We start from the raw sequence: 15,300 nt of genomic DNA, 5'->3' as shown, positions 1-15,300 counted from the left end.
CCCATCAGCCCGCGCCGCCGCCTAAAGCGGAAGCGCCACCAGATGGTTGTCGAAGGCCAGCTCATGCCGGGCCAGACCGGTGATTCCCGTGGCCTCGATCCGGCTCACGCGGCCCAGCCCGTCGGTGCAAAGCGCGCCCAGAGGCCCCGGCGCCACGCCGCAGACATCCGCCTGCGCCACCTGCCGCTCGAACCCGGTCCGCGCGTCATAGACCTGCAGCACGCTGCCGCGCGGCGAGGTCACCGCGATGCGGCGGTCGCCGTCGAAGAAGGCCACCGACCCCGCGTAGCCGTCCATCGCCATCAGCCGCCCCTCGGGCACGTCCAGAAGGCGCAGGCCCTGGCCTTCGGCATAGACCGCCAGCAGCGGCGCGGGATCGTAAGGGTCGCCCTGCCACTGGAAGGCACAGGCGACGCGCCCGTCGGCGGCGGCCGAGATATGGCGCAGCGAGTTGAGGTGCAGCGCGTCGGGCAACGCGGCCTGATCGCGGATCACGCCGTCTTCGTCCATCAGCGTCAGGTTGGGGCGCATCGTGCCCAGGTTCAGCTTCTCGCGCCCCGTGTCGGGATGGGTGCGGATGCCACCGTTGGCGATGGCCAGCAGGCGCGACCCGGGCAGGCGCAGGATCTCGTGCGGGCCGATGCCGCCCGAGGGCACGTCGCCGATCCGCGCATAGCCGTCGTCGCGCGACCAGATGCCGATGCGGCCCGCGCCGGTGGCGATGTCGTTTTCCGGCGTGTAAAGCCGCGTGCCGTCCTTCGAAAAGGCGCCGTGGCCATAGAAATGCCGCCCCCGGGGTGCGTCGATCCGGTGGCGGACCTCGCCGGTGCGGCAATCGAGCACCAGAGCGAATGTGCCGGGGCGGCGGGCGATGGCCACGGCCTCGGCCTTGACCGGATGGGCGGCGGCGGCATGGCCGCGCGCGGGCAGGGGGATGTCGAAGGCGATGTCGCCCAGGGTGTCGAGCCCGACGAGGGCGTAATCGCCCGAGGGTTTGCGCGCGGCGGCCAGGTAGGCGGGCCCGCCCGCCGCGGCCCAGCCGGTGGTGGCAAGGCTGCCGGCGGCCAGCAGGGCGCCGAGAAAGCTGCGTCTGTCGGGCATGTCGGTCTCCGGTCTTCGGTCTCTCGTCTCAGTCGCCGTCCATGGAATTGAACCCGGCCGAGACGCCAAGCGCCGCGCCAAGCTCGGTGGCGAGTTCGGTCTGGATGTCGCGCAGGTCCTGCTGCAGCGCCTCGATCCGGAAGCGCGCCATCGGGTCCGCGACCCCGGCGAGAACCGGGTCGTCAAGCGACGCGGCGCGCGCCCGCGCGCGGTCAAAGGCGGCCTGGCTCTGCGGGATCGGCGCGTCGGCCAGCGCCAGCGCCAGGTCTTCCAGCGCGGCCAGCGACAGGACCACGTTGCGCTGGCTGCGGCCCGACAGCTGCGCCTCGGCCCGGTTGGGGCGGGGACGGTCGAACGTGCCAAGAGGGCGGCCCAGACGCTGGTCGCGGGTGAATTCCAGGCCCGACAGCAGGGCGGTATAGACCTTGCGCGTGGCGTCGGCCCCGGTCGGGTAGACGGGGTTGTCGGGGCCGGGCTGCGTCAGCGTACCGGCGTAATCCACCCAGGCCGTGGCCAGCATGGCCGAGGTATCGGCCAGCCCCCGCGCGACGGCGGCGGTCAGGGCGCAGGTGTAATCGCCCTGCGGCAGGCTGTCGTCGTAAAGCAGCCGTTCCAGCGCATAGAACCCCTGCGCCGCGATCGAGACATCGCGGTAGTCTTCGGCCTCGTTCACGACCGGATCCGCGTCGGCGATCAGCCCGCGCAGCGCCTTGCCGGTGCGGTTCTTCGGATCGGGCCAGTAGGCTATGGCGAGCGAGAGGTTCAGATCCTCGATCGGGCCGAACTGGATATGCGACACGCCCATCCAGTCGTCGAAGGCGGCGGTGTAGGCCGCCAACGTGGCCTCGCCCCGGCAATCGGTGGCGGCGGTCGCGGCCAGGGTTTCGGTGCTTTGCGCCAGCGCCTCGTAGCGGGGCAGGGCATGGTCGGTCGCGACCTCGTCCAGCCCGGCAAGCGCGGGCAGGGGCAGCAGCAGCGGGATCAGGGCAAGTCGGCGCATCAGAGGCTCTCCAGGAAACGGATCAGGGCGTCGCGGTCGGGCTTGGGCGTGGCAATGATCCGGTCGCGGGCGGCCGCGGCCTCGCCCCCGTGCCACAGGATCGCCTCCATCAGGGACCGCGCGCGGCCGTCGTGCAGGAAATAGGTATGGCCCGAGACCTGTTCGGTCAGCCCGATCCCCCAGAGCGGCGGCGTGCGCCATTCCGATCCGGTGGCGCGCGCCTCGGGGCGGTTGTCGGCCAGGTCCGGCCCCATGTCGTGCAGGAGCATGTCGGTATAGGGCCAGATCAGCTGAAAGCTTTGTTCGGGCTGGTTTTCCAGCCGGTGGGTGACGAATTTGGGATTGTGGCAGGCGGTGCAGCCGGACTCGTAGAAGACCTGTTTGCCGCGCAGGACCTGGGGGTCGTCCAGGTCGCCGCGTTCCGGCACGGCGAGGTTGTTGGAATAGAAGGTGACAAGGTCCAGCCCGTCTTCGCCGATCTCGACATCGCCGTTTTCGGGATCGTTGCCGTTGGGCGCGGCCATGCAGTCGGCCTGCGCGGCGGTGCAGTCGCCCGAGCCCGCCGGGTGCAGCGCGGTCGAGATGCCGATGTCGCCCGAAAAGGCGGCGGCGGATTGCTCGCGGATCGAGGGTTGGCCGGCCTTCAGACCGAAGCGGCCCAGCATCGGGCGATCGTGGTCCAGCGACCAGACCACGTTGGGCCGGCCCGAAATGCCGTCGCCATCCGCGTCGTCGGGATCGGCCAGCGCCAGGATATCGGCCGCCGGCACCGCATCCAGCAGGCCAAGCCCGATCATCTGCGGCGCGACCCGGGCCGAAACCATCAGATCGTCGCGCAGCGGCCCGTAGCCGGGATCGACCAGCTGCAGATCGGGGCGGCGGAGCGAGACGGTCTCGCCGCCGGCCAGCACGATCTCTTCCTCGGTGTAGGTGATCCTGATCCGCGCCTCGGCGGCGTGACCGGCGATCGAGAAATCCTGCAGCTGGCCGCCATAGACCGGATCGGGCCGGTCGGCGAGATAGCCTTCGATGTCGGGGACCGCGGCGGTGCCGTCGTCGGGGACCGACAGGCGGACCAGCATGGAGACAGCGGAATCCTCGGGCGATTCAGGGGGATGCCCGCGCCCGTCCTTCAGGTGACAGCGCTGGCACGAGCGTGCGTTGTAAAGCGGGCCAAGCCCGTCGGAGGCCAGCGTCGAGGAGGGCGAGGAGACCCAGAGCTTCTTGAACAGGCCGTTGCCGACGCGGAAGTCGAGCTCGCGTTCGAAGGACATGTTGGCCGAGGGCTGCGAGAAGGCATCCGCCGTGTCGCCCCGGCGGACCGAGGCGGCGCCGCCCTGCTTGGTCTCGTAGGTTTCGGGCGCGGTGAAATCGGTGGTGGGCCGCGTGACCTTGTCGATCCGCGCTTGTTCGGCCTTGGTGCGGGGCACGACGGTCATGTGCAGATCCTCGGGCGCGGGCAGGGCGCCGAGGGTGACGGTATCGGCCCGGGCGGACGGCGCGGCAAGGGGGGCGGCCAGGGCCGCGAGGGCGATCAGCGAAACGGTCAGGGTACGGTGGGTCACGGCGTGGAAGCTTTGCATTGGCTCTTGGCTCGGTAATCTTATCTTTATGGTCGGAAAAGGGGAATGCGAGGGGGATCCCGCCAGAAACGGGCGGCAGGGCTGCGGCATGGTGCCACTGCGGGGTCTTCGGGGACCGGCTGCCAAGGGGGCGGGTGCGGCCGGCCGCGGGATCGCCGGGCGTGTCCTTTCGGTGTCTGAATGCCGGGCGCGGCGCCGGATGAAGACCGGGCCCGCGTGGCGCAGGCCTGCCACAGGGCCTGGGCCATGCCAAGAGGGGCGGGCGGGGATTTGACCGGACGCTGAGCGACGCAGGCCCGGGACATGGGGACGGTGCGGGGGCCGGTATCCGAGTGTTTTAATCTGGATTAGAATTATTCTAAAAGGGGTTGGCACCGGAAATTCCCGTGATATGTAGTCGTCAACGGATGTCGCCAGCCCAGCTGCCCCACCGGCCCAGCCAGCCAGTCCGTTGACCCCCAGACATCAGGCCCCGTGCCTTCGACCAGCCAGTTCAAGGGCTTGCGCCGCGTCGTACGACTGCTGCAGCCCGGGCCAGCCACGCGCTTAACGCGCTTGCCGGAGTCCCCCAGCGCTCCGGTCTGACCGGACCCCAGGTCCGCAGCAAGGACACGCCACCTGCGTAGCCAGGCCTGGCGATCTGCGACGACGACGGAGCGATCCGCATCGTCCCGATCCCGCCCCAGCGCCGTCGGCAGCCGTCCGGCCACGCCCCCAGGACCCATCCGCGATCAACGCGGCGCGAGAGACCTCTTTCGCGCCGTTTTCGCATTGGGCCATATAGCGGGAAGCGCCGCCGTGTGCAGGGACCGTGCGGCTTGGGGCGATGCCTCGGTCTGGCGACCCTCGCCCCGGCAAAGCCCCTGCGCAACGCGGATGGGCCGGGGCACGACGGCAAGGACCGGCCCATCCGGTGCTGCTCGGAAGGTTTCTCCACGATGACCTCGCGATGCCTGCCCTTCTTTCGGGACATGATCACCGGCCAGAGGCCAAGGGCTCGTGGAGCACCCGCGAAAAAGGCGAGGCGGGCCGGGCGCACGCAACGTCCTGCGACGGATATGCGTGCGATGGGCCCGCCTGGCGGACGGCCCGGGGAGGAGCCGCCCGCGGTCCGGCGTTACTGGAACACCGCGTCGGGGTTGTCGAGGCTGTCGGAGCCTTCGAAGTCGATCTGGTTGGCCCCCAGGGCCGACACCGCACGTTCGATCGAGGCGGTCTGGTCGACCAGCGCATTCACCGCGCCCATGATCAGCGCCTCGCCCGCGTCGTTGCCGCGCGCCAGCATCATGTCATAGGAAAACCCGGCCTCGGCCGCGGTCTTCATCTCGGACATCTCGATCATCGTCGCGTCCAGCTTCGCCTTCAGCTCTTCGTCGACGGCCGGGTCGGCCTCGGCCACCAGCTCGGACAGCGACGCGCCCGACACGACGGTGCCGTCGATGCGGGTATAGCTGCCCAGGTAGACGTTGCGCACGCCCATGGCGTCATAGAAATGGCTGTTGAACGTGTTGTCCGAGAAACAGTCATGCTCTTCCTCGGGGTCGTTCAGCATGACGCCCAGCTTCATCCGCTCGCCGGCCTGTTCGCCGTACGAAAGCGAGCCCATGCCGGTCAGCATGGCCGAGATCCCTGCGTCTTCGTCCGACAGCACGGTCGAGCGCGCCTCGCCGCCTTCGGCCCATTGCGCGGTCATCCACTCCAGGTCCGAGACCAGAAGGTCGGTCGCCGCCTTCAGGTAATCGCCGCGCCGGTCGCAATTGCCGTTGGTGCAATCGTCGCCGGTCGCATAGTCGGTCCAGGGGCGGTTGCCGGCGCCGTAGTCGGTGCCGTTCAGGTCCTGGCCCCACAGCAGGAATTCCACGGCGTGATAGCCGGTGGCCACGTTGCTTTCGACCTCGTCGGCCTCGTGCAGCGCGCCTTCCAGAAGCTCGGGCGTGATGTCGGTGGCGTCGATCTCTTCGCCCGAGAGGGTGAAGGTCGGGTTGGCGATGACGTTGAGGGCGGCGTATTCGTTTTCCTCGGTCGCGCCGCCGTAGGTCGGGTCGACATAGTCGATCAGCCCCTCGTCCAGCGGCCAGGCGTTCACCTTGCCTTCCCAGTCATCGACGATCGCGTTGCCGAAGCGGTAGACCTCGGTCTGCTGGTAGGGCACGCGCGCCTCGAGCCAGGCCTGGCGGGCGGCCTGCAGCGCTTGGGCCGACGGCTCGGCGATCAGCGCGTCGACGGCGGATTGCAGGGCCTTGGCCGAGGTCAAGCTGTCTTCGTAGCCCGCATGGGCAATATCGGCATAGGTGGTCAGGACGTCGGTTTTCGAGGTCGCGGCCCAGGCCGGAATGGCGGTCAGCGCCGTGGTGCCCAGGATGGCGAGCGACTTGAGGTTCATGTGGGCTGTCCCTTGTTATGGCAGTCAATTCCGCCGCCCGCACCGGATCGGGGTCGATCGGGACCGGACGGCATGCAGGGGCGATGGTTGAGTGAAGTAATCGGGTATGTCAATCCCGAGAGTTTGTGTCGGATATGGCGTGGCGAGGATTTTCGGCCTGACGGACCCGGCCGCTCGCCTTGCGGATGTGGCCGGGCGCGGTCGGTGCAACCTGCGCCGGATCGCGGGCGAGGCGGGGAGGGCGGGCGGGAGCCTTGCCCGCGATCAGGGCTCTCCACCCGCGCCTTCCGCAAAGAAAAAGGGCGCGCCCGTGACAGGCGCGCCCTTCGTTGATCCGGTTCGGCTTACTTCCAGCCGATCTCGTTATAGATCCGCTGCGCGTCGGCCAGGTTGCCGGCCACGGCCGAGAGATCCACGTCATCGGGCTTGAAGAAGCCCAGCGCCGCGACCGAGGGGCTGATGCCCACGCCGGGCACTGCCGGGTATTCGTCGTTGCCGGCCGAGAAATACTGCTGCGCCTGGTCGGAGGCGAGGTATTCCAGGAAGAGAATCGCGTTCTCGCGGTTGGGTGCGTGGGCGGCCACGCCGGCGCCCGACAGGTTCATATGCGCGCCGTTGCCGCCCTGGTCCGGAAAGACCCAGCCGATGCGGTCGATGTCCTCGGTCACGCCGCTGACATCGGTGCGGATCGCGCGGGCGAAGTAATAGGTATTGCCCAGCACGATGTCGCATTCCCCGGACACCAGGCCGCGCAGCTGGTCGGTGTCACCGCCCTGCGGATCGCGGGCGAAGTTGTTCAGCACGCCGGTGGCCCATTCCTTGGCCTGTTCCTCGCCCATGTGCTCGATCATGGCGGCCAGCAGCGTCTGCATGTAGACGTTGGTCGAGGAGCGGATGCAGATCATCCCCTCGTATTCAGGCTTGGCCAGGTCGGCATAGGTGGCGGGCGGGTTTTCCACGTCGTCCTTGTCGTAGAAGATGATCCGCGCGCGCTGCGAGAAGCCGAACCATTGGTTGTCCTCGTCCTGCAGGTAGCCGGGGATCCGCGCCTCGAGCACCTCGCTTTCGATCGGTTGCAGCACGCCGGCCTCCTTGGCGCGGGTCAGCCGCGATGTATCGACCGTGATCACCACGTCGGCGGGCGAGTTGCGGCCCTCGGCTTCCAGCCGGGCGATCAGCTCGTCGGCATTGCCCTCGATCCGGTTCACGGTGATGCCGGTGGCCTCCTCGAAATCGGAATAAAGCCGCTCATCGGTGTCGTAATGGCGCGAGGAGTAGAGGTTGACCTCGCCCTCGGCGGCCACGGCGGCCGGGCTCAGCGCCACGCTTGCGGCGAGGATGGCCCAAAGGGCCGGGCGGGGGTATGTGGACATGCGTATCTCCCAGTTTCGGCGCGCCGCGGGGTGCGCCGTTCCTTCCTTGTGTCGGTATCCGTATATCTGATTGTTTTAATCGGATATGGTGCACAGATAGGAGGATGATCCCGGCGGAGTCAATGCGCCTTTTGCGGGAACAGGATCAACCTGAAGGAGACCCCACGCCGCCATGGGCGGGCAGCGGTGTGCCCAGCAGCGGCAGGCGGCCCTGGCGCAGCACGATGGGGCCCAGGGGGTCTCCGTGGGTAATGGCGGCGACGGCGCCGCAGAAGCCGGGCCCGGTGTCGAGGTTGACGATCTGCCAGCTGGCGGCGCCGGGCAGGGGGCCGCGGCTGTCCAGCATCCGCGCCGGCAGGTCGGGCATCAGCGTCACGTCAAAGCTTTGCAGGTCGGCGGCCAGCCCGTCGCCGGTGGCCTTGATCACCGCTTCCTTCCGGGTCCAGCCGTTGAAGAAACCGCGCATCCAGCCCGCAGGCAGCAGCTGGCGCAGCTCGGCCTGTTCGACGAGTGAGAAGCTGCGGACCGCGACGGCGGGGTTGATCGGGCGGATCGCCTCGATGTCCACGCCGATCTGCAGCCGCGGCGCGTCGGGGGCCACGACCAGTGCGGCCCAGCCTCCGGCATGGGAAAGGTTGAACGCCGGCCCCTCGCGCAGCACCGGCTTGCCCCGGCCGACTGTCTCGAAGTCGAGCATATGGGCGGGGCGGTCCACGTAGCTGGCCAGGATCTCGCGCAAGCGCCCGCGCGCGGCGACGAATCGCGCGCGGTCCACCGGCTTGATGAAGCTTTCGGACCTGCGCCGCTCGGCCTCGGTCAGGGGGCGGGCCAGGGCGTCGAGGTCCTGGAATTGCCGGTCCAGGTTCCACAGCCAGAGATCGACATTAATTGCCATGGGCCGGCCTCAGGGCGTCCGTGTGGCCGGCAGGCGCCGGTCGATGGACTGAAAGAGCGGTTCGGGCCATTGGATCGCGGCCCCGCGCAGAGGCGTGGCCGGGATCAGCAGGGCCAGCGCCGCGCAAGGCAGCGCGGGTGGAACCGGGGTATGAGCAAGGACGGCGCGACAGGGCGGAAAGATCGCGGCGGACAGGCGTCGGAAATCGGGGCGCAATCTGGGTCGCATGATGCATCTTCGATCAGAAAAGACCTTCCTTCAACGGAATTCATGCCGCGATCCCGGGCGGATTTCGCCTGATCCCGGTGCGACGCACCAGGTCGGCGCCCCGTAATCATCGGCAGGCTCCAGGCGTGGATCGCCGCCCCGTCGTGCCGGGCCGCCGACATCGGCCCATCGCGCGGCGACGGCAGGCGGGCGGCTGTGGCCGGGCAGGCGGTCAGAAGCCCAGGTATTGCGCGCGCACGGCGGCATCCGCCTGCAGCTCCAGGCTTGTGCCCGACCAGGCGACGCGGCCGCGCTGCACGATGAAATGGCGGTCGGCGATCCGCAGCAGGTCGGCCAGGTTCTTGTCGACCACCAGGATCGACATCCCCTCGGCCCGGATCCGGGCAAGCGCCGCCCAGATCTTCTGCCGCACCAATGGCGCCAGCCCCTCGGTCGCCTCGTCGAGGATCAGCAGCCGCGGATTGGTCATCAGCGCCCGCCCGATCGCCAGCATCTGCTGCTCTCCGCCCGACAGCAGGTTGCCCATCGACCCCACCCTGGTCTCCAGCTCGGGAAACAGGGCAAAGACCTTCTCCACGCTCCAGGGATCGGCCTGACCAAGGTGGTTCGACGCCGTCGCCACGAGGTTTTCCATCAGCGTCAGGTTCGGGAAGATCTGCCGCCCCTCGGGCACCAGCCCGATGCCAAGGTTCGCGGTCCGGAACGACGGCCGGCCGACCAGCTCCTGCCCGTCGAACAGAATCGACCCGCCAGAGGCCTTCACGATCCCCATGATCGCGTGGATCGTCGTGGTCTTGCCCATCCCGTTGCGCCCCAGCAGCGTCGCGACCTGACCCGCCTGCAGCGCGAAATCCATGCCGAACAGAGCCTGCGACGTGCCGTAATGCGCCGTCAGATCGCGGACCTGCAGCATCAGTCTTCCCCCAGATAGGCCTGCTGCACCGCCGCGTTGGCGCGGATCTCGTCCGGGGCGCCGGTGGCGATGATATGGCCATAGACCAGGACCGAGATGCGGTCCGCCAGTGCAAAGACCGCGTCCATGTCATGTTCGATCAGCAGGATCGTGCGGTCGCCCTTGATGGAGCGCAGCAAGGCGACCATCTCGGCCGCGTCCTCTCCGCCCAGGCCCGCCATCGGCTCGTCCAGCAGCATCAGTCGGGCCTGTGTCGCCAGGGCGATGGCGATCTCCATCCTGCGGTGCTCGCCATGGCTGAGCGCCACGGTCGGGTGATCCGCCTTGTCCAGCAATCCGACCCGGTCCAGCATCGCGCGGGCCGGCTCGCGCAGGGACGCGATGCGCCGCGCCGGGCGGATGAAGCGGAAGGACGTGCCGGCGCGGGCCTGCACCGCCAGCGCCACGTTGTCCTCCACCGACATGTCCATGATCAGCGAGGTGATCTGGAACGACCGCGCCATGCCCATCCGCGCCCGCCGGTGCGGCGTCATGCGCGTGATGTCGCGGCCCAGGAAGCGGATCGCGCCGGTGTCGGGAAACTGCAGCCCGCAAAGCTGCGAGATCAGCGTCGTCTTGCCCGCGCCGTTGGGCCCGATCACTGCGTGCAGCTCTCCGGGTTCCAGCGTGAGGGTCAGATCGTCGGTGGCCTTGATGCCGCCGAAGCTCTTGTTCAGGCCGGTCACCTCGAGCACGGTCATTTGCGGCCCCCGAACAGAACGGCGAAGAGGCCCATCAGCCCGCCGCGCACGAAGAGCACCACGGCGATCAGCATCAGCCCGAAGGGCAGGTGCCAGTGGATGGTGATCGAGGACAGCACTTCCTCCAGCACGATGAAGACCGTGGCGCCCAGAACCGGGCCCAGCACGGTGCCCGCGCCGCCGAGGATCACCATGAACATCAGCTCGCCCGAACGGGTCCAGTCCATCATCTCGGGCGAGATGAAGGTGGTGAAATTGCCCAGAAGCGCGCCCGCATAGCCGCACATCGCGCCCGAGATCACGTAGGCCGTCAGCCGGTAGGCATAGGTGTTGAACCCCAGCGTGCGCATGCGTTCGTCATTGCCCTTCGCCCCCTGGATGACCATGCCGAAGCGCGACTTGACGATCATCGCCACCAGCCCCATCGCGACCAGCAGCGAGACATAGGCCAGCCCGTAAAGCTGCAGCGGATCGTCAAGATCGAGGAAGGGCAGCTGCGAGCGCGTGTCGATCACCAGCCCGTCGTCGCCGCCGTATTCCTCGATTGAGACAATGAGGTAATAGACCATCTGCGCGAAGGCCATGGTGATCATGATGAAATAGACGCCCCGCGTCCGCAGGCAGATCAGCCCGGTGAGCAGGGCAAACAACGCCGTCACCGCGACCGCGATGGGGATCTGTGCCAGCCCCGATACGGCCCAGTCTCCGGCGGTGTAGTAAAGCCAGTGATAGGCGGGGATCCCCACGGCATAGGCGCCCAGCCCCACAAAGGCCGCATGGCCGAAGGAGATCATGCCGCCGAAGCCCAGGATCAGGTTCAGCGACACGGCCGCGATCCCGAGGATCACCAGCCGCGTGGCGAGGTCGAGGTAGAAGGCATTGCCCGTCAGGTAGAAGACCGGCGGCAGGACGGCGAGCGCGGCGAGAACCGCGACGGTCAGGATCTTGCGGGCCATCCTAGCGGACCTTGGGCGGGAAGAGACCGCTGGGTTTGAAGGCCAGAACCGCCGCCATGATGATGTAGATCAGCATGGCTGAGATTGCCGGCGCCGAGGTTTCGGCCGCTTCGGTGGACATGACCAGCTTGAAGATGTCGTCGAGGAAGGACCGCCCCAGCGTGTCGATCAGCCCGATCATCAGCGCGGCGATGAAAGCGCCCTTCATGGATCCGATGCCGCCCACGATGATGACGACGAAGGCGGTGATGATGACCGAATTGCCCATGCCGATGGACGCCTCGGTGATCGGCGCGATCAGCATGCCGGCAAGCCCCGCCAGCGTGGCCCCCAGCGCGAAGACGAGCGCAAAAAGCGACTGGATGTCGATCCCCAGCGCCGACACCATCGTGCGGTTCGACGCGCCGGCGCGGATCAGCATCCCCAGCCGCGTGTAATTGACCAGCCAGAACAGCCCGGCCGCGGCCATCAGGCCCGCGCCGATGATCAGCAGACGGAAGCTCGGCAGGGTCACCGCGCCGATCTGCACCTGGCCCTCAAGCCAGTCAGGCAGGGGCACGGCGATGCCGGCGGGGCCCCAGATCAGCTGCGCGGCCGTGTCGATGACCAGGATCAGGCCGAAGGTCGCCAGCACCTGGTCCAGGTGGTCGCGGGCGTAGAGCGGCCGGGCCACCACCCGTTCGACCACCAGCCCGACCAGCGCCGTGACCGGAAGCGCCAGCAGGACGCCCCAGACGAAATTGCCCAGCCACAGCGTGAACGACGCGCAGATGAACGCGCCCAGCATGTAGAGCGAGGCATGGGCGAGGTTGACGAAATCGAGAATGCCGAAGACCAGCGTCAGGCCCGAAGCCACGAGGAACAGCAGCAGACCAAGCTGCAGGCCGTTCAGAAGCTGGATGGTGAACAGGGTCAGGTCCAAGGGAGCGGGTCCTGGCTGGCGTTTGGAAATCCGGGGCGCGGACATGCAGGGGCCGGCCGGATACGTCCCGGCCGGCCCCCGAGGCTGCGCCTCACTTCATCTTGCAATCGGCGGCATAGGGATCGACAGCATTGTCGTAGACCGTCTCGACCACCTTGGTGGTCCAGGTGCCGTCGTCGTCCGTGACCACCTCGCGCAGGTAGAAATCCTGCACCGGCATGTTGTTCGTGCCGAAGGAGAATTCGCCCCGGACGCTGTCGAAATCGGCGGCCTTCAGCGCCGCGCGCAGGCCGTCCTTGTCGTCCATGTCGCCGCCCACGGCCTCGATCGCCGAGGCGATCAGCATGATCGCATCATAGGATTGCGCCGCGTAGTAGGACGGGTAGGTGCCGTATTTCGCCTTGAAATCGGTGACGAATTTCTGGTTCGCCGCGTTGTCCAGCGTCGGGTCCCATTGCTGGGTGGTGCGGCTGCCCAGGACGGCCTGGAAATCGGCCTCCTCCAGCTTGGGCAGGCTCAGCGCATCGACGGTGAAGACGGAATAGAGCGGCAGCGTGTCCTTCAGCCCGGCCTGGTCGTATTGCCGGATGAAGGCCCCGCCGGCGGCCCCGGGGTAGAAGACGAAGATCCCGTCGGCGCCGGAGGCCTTCGCCTTGGCCAGTTCGGCCGAGAAGTCCAGCTGCGCGTCGGCGCCCCATTTGGTCAGGTCCTTGCCGACGATCTCGCCTTCGAAGGTGCGTTCGACGCCGGCGACCATGTCCTTGCCCGCGGCATAGTTCGGCGCCATGACATAGAGCGATTTGACCCCCTGCCGGTTCAGCACCTCGCCCATGGCCATGGGCGTCTGGTCGTTCTGCCAGGAGGTCGAGAAGAAGTTGGGATCGCAGAGCTTTCCGGCGATCTGGCTGGGTCCGGCATTGGCCGAGATCAGGAACTTGTCCGCATCCAGCACGGTCTTGCGCGAGGCCAGCAGCACGTGGCTCCAGATGTAGCCGGCGACGAAATCCACGTCGTCCTGCTTGACCAGCTTGTCGGTGACCTGCTTGCCGGTCTCGGGCGCGAAGCCGTCGTCGCCAAAGATGACCTCGATCGTGGTGTCGCCGGCCTTGCCGTCGAGATGCTCGATCGCCAGGTCCACGGCATTCTTCATGTCGTTGCCGATGACGGCGGCTCCGGTGGTCAGCGTGGTGACAAAGCCGATCTTCGCCTCATTGGCCAGAACGGCGGTCGAGGCGACGCTGGCGAGCAGCGCCAGTGTTGCAATTCGTGTCATAATACCTCCCTTGATGCCCGTTTCAGGCCAATTTTCGCATTATCAATTTTTCGTATCATAGTGCATGTCTCAAGCTTTCGCGCAATGTCGTTTCCCCGCGCCCCGGCCCGGACCCCGCGCCGCGCAGGCAAAGGGACAGGACCCCGGTCTGCTTCGGAAAATCGCCCTGGTCTTGCCATTGCCGCCGGCGCCCGGCCCGCCCGTCGACGGGCCGCGCCGGCTGGCCGCGCGCTTGACCTTACCCGCAGTTTGTCTTTGGCTGCGAGACCTGCCAAGCCTCCGGAGAGCCATCCATGTCAACGCCCGATTTCAGCCTGGAGATCGAGATCAGCTTCGGCCACTGCGATCCGGCCGGTATCGTCTATTATCCGAATTATTTCAGATGGTTCGACCGCTGCTTCCATTCCTTCCTGCAGCGCCGGTTCACGGGCGGGCACGCCGCGCTCTGTCAGGAGCTGGGGGCGATCGGGATCGGGCTGATGGACGTGGGCGCGCGGTTTCCGGCGCCGGCGCGGGACGGCGACATGATGGATCTGCAACTGCGGCTGGAAGACTGGCGACCCAAGGCGCTGCGGCTGGGCTATGTCGGGCTGATCGACGGACGGCCGGTGATCGAGGGGCACGAGGTCCGGGGGCTGTTCATCCCGCACGAGGGGCGGCTGCGCGCGGGCGAGATGGCGCCGCTGCGCGCCCGGCTGGAGGGGGCGGTAGGGTAGAACCCCACCCTACGCAGCGGTCTGGACAGGGTGCCACCACCGCGCGCCCGAAGGGCGCGCGGCCGGGCCCAACGCCCGGGGCGGGCTGGCGCAGCCAGGCCGGTTCGGGGGGCGGGAGTGCCGCCGGGGTTGCCTGAACCGGGGTCGCGATCAGATCCTGCGGCCGCTGTCGGGGGCGAACATGTGCAGGTTCCCGGGCGCCACCCGCAGGTACATCCGGCCTTCGGAGAGCGCGGTGGCATTGTGCACGTTCACCACGAAGGGATGCGCATGGACCTTGCCGTGCAGCAGCCGGTGCGCGCCCAGCTCCTCGACCAGGTGCAGGTCGAAGGGCAGGGCGGGCCCGTCCCCGGCGCCGGTCGCAAGGTCCACGTCCTCGGGCCGCACGCCCAGCGACACCGCGCCGCGGTAATCGGCCGACCGCCCCAGGGGCAGCTCGGTCCCGCAGACCCGCACCGAGCCGTTGCCGCTGTAATCGGCGGGCACAAGGTTCATCGGCGGCGCGCCCATGAAGCTGGCCACGAAGGTCGACGCGGGCTGGCGATAGATCTCGGCCGGCGTGCCGATCTGCTCGATCCTGCCGCCGTTCAGCACGACGATCCGGTCCGCCATGGTCATCGCCTCGACCTGGTCGTGGGTCACGTAGATCGAGGTCACGCCGATGCGCCTCTGCAGCGCGCGGATCTCGACCCGCATCTGGTTGCGCAGCTTGGCATCCAGGTTCGACAGCGGCTCGTCGAAGAGAAACAGCGCCGGTTCGCGCACGATGGCACGCCCCATGGCGACCCGCTGGCGCTGGCCGCCCGACAGCTGCGAGGGCTTGCGGTCGAGATAGTCGGTCAGGTTCAGCATCTCGGCCGCCGCGCGCACCTTCTCGTCGATCTCGGCCTTCGGCTTGCCGCGGTTCTTCAGACCGTAGGCCATGTTCTTGTAGACCGTCATATGCGGGTAAAGCGCATAGTTCTGGAACACCATCGCGATGTCGCGTTCGGCCGGGTCAAGGTCGTTGACCGCGCGTCCGCCGATCGTCACCGTGCCGCCGGTGATCTCCTCCAGCCCCGCGACCATGCGCAAGAGCGTGGACTTGCCGCAGCCCGAGGGACCGACCAGCACGATCAGCTCGCCGTCCGCGATGTCGATGCTGGTGGGATGCACCGCAAGGGTTCCGTTGGGATAGGTCTTGGTGACCCCCTGCAGACGCACGTTGCCCATCACTT

The 15,300-nt window shown here is 67.9% G+C and carries 13 protein-coding genes; 1 reads left to right on the top strand and 12 read right to left on the bottom strand.

Annotated elements, in window-relative coordinates; all coding sequences use genetic code 11:
• Positions 1-21: 21 nt before the first annotated feature.
• The 11 genes from ATO3_RS02350 to ATO3_RS02295 form a co-directional block, all read right to left on the bottom strand.
• Positions 22-1,101, bottom strand: coding sequence for a DUF1513 domain-containing protein (locus ATO3_RS02350; protein ID WP_088648178.1), 1,080 nt, complete (start codon positions 1,099-1,101; stop codon positions 22-24).
• A 28-nt stretch (positions 1,102-1,129) separates the two neighbouring features.
• Positions 1,130-2,101 (bottom strand): imelysin family protein, encoded by a 972-nt coding sequence (locus tag ATO3_RS02345; protein ID WP_088648177.1) that lies wholly within the window; start codon positions 2,099-2,101, stop codon positions 1,130-1,132.
• Positions 2,101-3,666 (bottom strand): di-heme oxidoreductase family protein, encoded by a 1,566-nt coding sequence (locus tag ATO3_RS02340; RefSeq protein WP_408630797.1) that lies wholly within the window; start codon positions 3,664-3,666, stop codon positions 2,101-2,103. Before ATO3_RS02340 ends, ATO3_RS02345 begins: the two co-directional genes overlap by 1 nt.
• Positions 3,667-4,801: 1,135 nt before the next feature.
• Complete coding sequence (locus ATO3_RS02335; RefSeq protein ID WP_088648175.1) at positions 4,802-6,067, bottom strand: imelysin family protein; 1,266 nt, start codon at positions 6,065-6,067, stop codon at positions 4,802-4,804.
• Between the two features lie 344 nt (positions 6,068-6,411).
• The gene (locus ATO3_RS02330; RefSeq protein WP_088648174.1) at positions 6,412-7,440 is read right to left on the bottom strand and encodes a Fe(3+) ABC transporter substrate-binding protein; all 1,029 of its coding nucleotides are present in this window, start codon (positions 7,438-7,440) and stop codon (positions 6,412-6,414) included.
• Between the two features lie 145 nt (positions 7,441-7,585).
• Positions 7,586-8,335, bottom strand: coding sequence for a 4'-phosphopantetheinyl transferase family protein (locus ATO3_RS02325; RefSeq protein WP_088648173.1), 750 nt, complete (start codon positions 8,333-8,335; stop codon positions 7,586-7,588).
• A gap of 439 nt (positions 8,336-8,774) precedes the next feature.
• Positions 8,775-9,476, bottom strand: coding sequence for an ABC transporter ATP-binding protein (locus tag ATO3_RS02315; protein WP_088648171.1), 702 nt, complete (start codon positions 9,474-9,476; stop codon positions 8,775-8,777).
• Positions 9,476-10,216, bottom strand: coding sequence for an ABC transporter ATP-binding protein (locus ATO3_RS02310; protein ID WP_088648170.1), 741 nt, complete (start codon positions 10,214-10,216; stop codon positions 9,476-9,478). The genes ATO3_RS02315 and ATO3_RS02310 overlap by 1 nt, the downstream gene beginning before the upstream one ends.
• On the bottom strand, positions 10,213-11,172 hold the full coding sequence (locus ATO3_RS02305) for a branched-chain amino acid ABC transporter permease (protein ID WP_088648169.1): 960 nt from the start codon (positions 11,170-11,172) through the stop codon (positions 10,213-10,215). Before ATO3_RS02305 ends, ATO3_RS02310 begins: the two co-directional genes overlap by 4 nt.
• 1 nt (position 11,173) lies before the next feature.
• Complete coding sequence (locus tag ATO3_RS02300) at positions 11,174-12,094, bottom strand: branched-chain amino acid ABC transporter permease (protein WP_233152003.1); 921 nt, start codon at positions 12,092-12,094, stop codon at positions 11,174-11,176.
• A 91-nt stretch (positions 12,095-12,185) separates the two neighbouring features.
• The gene (locus tag ATO3_RS02295; protein ID WP_088648167.1) at positions 12,186-13,367 is read right to left on the bottom strand and encodes an ABC transporter substrate-binding protein; all 1,182 of its coding nucleotides are present in this window, start codon (positions 13,365-13,367) and stop codon (positions 12,186-12,188) included.
• A 293-nt stretch (positions 13,368-13,660) separates the two neighbouring features.
• Between ATO3_RS02295 and ATO3_RS02290 the strand changes: the two genes are divergently transcribed.
• Positions 13,661-14,083, top strand: a complete 423-nt coding sequence (locus tag ATO3_RS02290) for an acyl-CoA thioesterase (protein WP_088648166.1) — start codon at positions 13,661-13,663, stop codon at positions 14,081-14,083.
• Between the two features lie 150 nt (positions 14,084-14,233).
• On the opposite strand, the gene ugpC is transcribed toward ATO3_RS02290, so the two are convergent.
• Positions 14,234-15,295, bottom strand: a complete 1,062-nt coding sequence (gene ugpC, locus ATO3_RS02285) for a sn-glycerol-3-phosphate ABC transporter ATP-binding protein UgpC (protein ID WP_088648698.1) — start codon at positions 15,293-15,295, stop codon at positions 14,234-14,236.
• Between the last annotated feature and the right edge of the window lie 5 nt (positions 15,296-15,300).

Origin of the sequence: Marinibacterium profundimaris, assembly GCF_002210095.1 — a bacterium.
GTDB lineage: Bacteria > Pseudomonadota > Alphaproteobacteria > Rhodobacterales > Rhodobacteraceae > Marinibacterium > Marinibacterium profundimaris.
Note: the sequence above shows the minus strand (reverse complement) of the source record. Positions and strands in the feature narration are given on the sequence as shown.

What these genes read in the sequence shown, in the direction of transcription:
- ATO3_RS02330 (WP_088648174.1), bottom strand. Translation starts at nt 7,440, where the DNA reads ATGTCCACATACCCCCGCCCGGCCCTTTGGGCCATCCTCGCCGCAAGC.
- ATO3_RS02345 (WP_088648177.1), bottom strand. Translation starts at nt 2,101, where the DNA reads ATGCGCCGACTTGCCCTGATCCCGCTGCTGCTGCCCCTGCCCGCGCTT.
- ATO3_RS02315 (WP_088648171.1), bottom strand. Translation starts at nt 9,476, where the DNA reads ATGCTGCAGGTCCGCGATCTGACGGCGCATTACGGCACGTCGCAGGCT.
- ATO3_RS02325 (WP_088648173.1), bottom strand. Translation starts at nt 8,335, where the DNA reads ATGGCAATTAATGTCGATCTCTGGCTGTGGAACCTGGACCGGCAATTC.
- ATO3_RS02335 (WP_088648175.1), bottom strand. Translation starts at nt 6,067, where the DNA reads ATGAACCTCAAGTCGCTCGCCATCCTGGGCACCACGGCGCTGACCGCC.
- ATO3_RS02290 (WP_088648166.1), top strand. Translation starts at nt 13,661, where the DNA reads ATGTCAACGCCCGATTTCAGCCTGGAGATCGAGATCAGCTTCGGCCAC.
- ATO3_RS02295 (WP_088648167.1), bottom strand. Translation starts at nt 13,367, where the DNA reads ATGACACGAATTGCAACACTGGCGCTGCTCGCCAGCGTCGCCTCGACC.
- ATO3_RS02305 (WP_088648169.1), bottom strand. Translation starts at nt 11,172, where the DNA reads ATGGCCCGCAAGATCCTGACCGTCGCGGTTCTCGCCGCGCTCGCCGTC.
- ugpC (WP_088648698.1), bottom strand. Translation starts at nt 15,295, where the DNA reads ATGGGCAACGTGCGTCTGCAGGGGGTCACCAAGACCTATCCCAACGGA.
- ATO3_RS02350 (WP_088648178.1), bottom strand. Translation starts at nt 1,101, where the DNA reads ATGCCCGACAGACGCAGCTTTCTCGGCGCCCTGCTGGCCGCCGGCAGC.
- ATO3_RS02310 (WP_088648170.1), bottom strand. Translation starts at nt 10,216, where the DNA reads ATGACCGTGCTCGAGGTGACCGGCCTGAACAAGAGCTTCGGCGGCATC.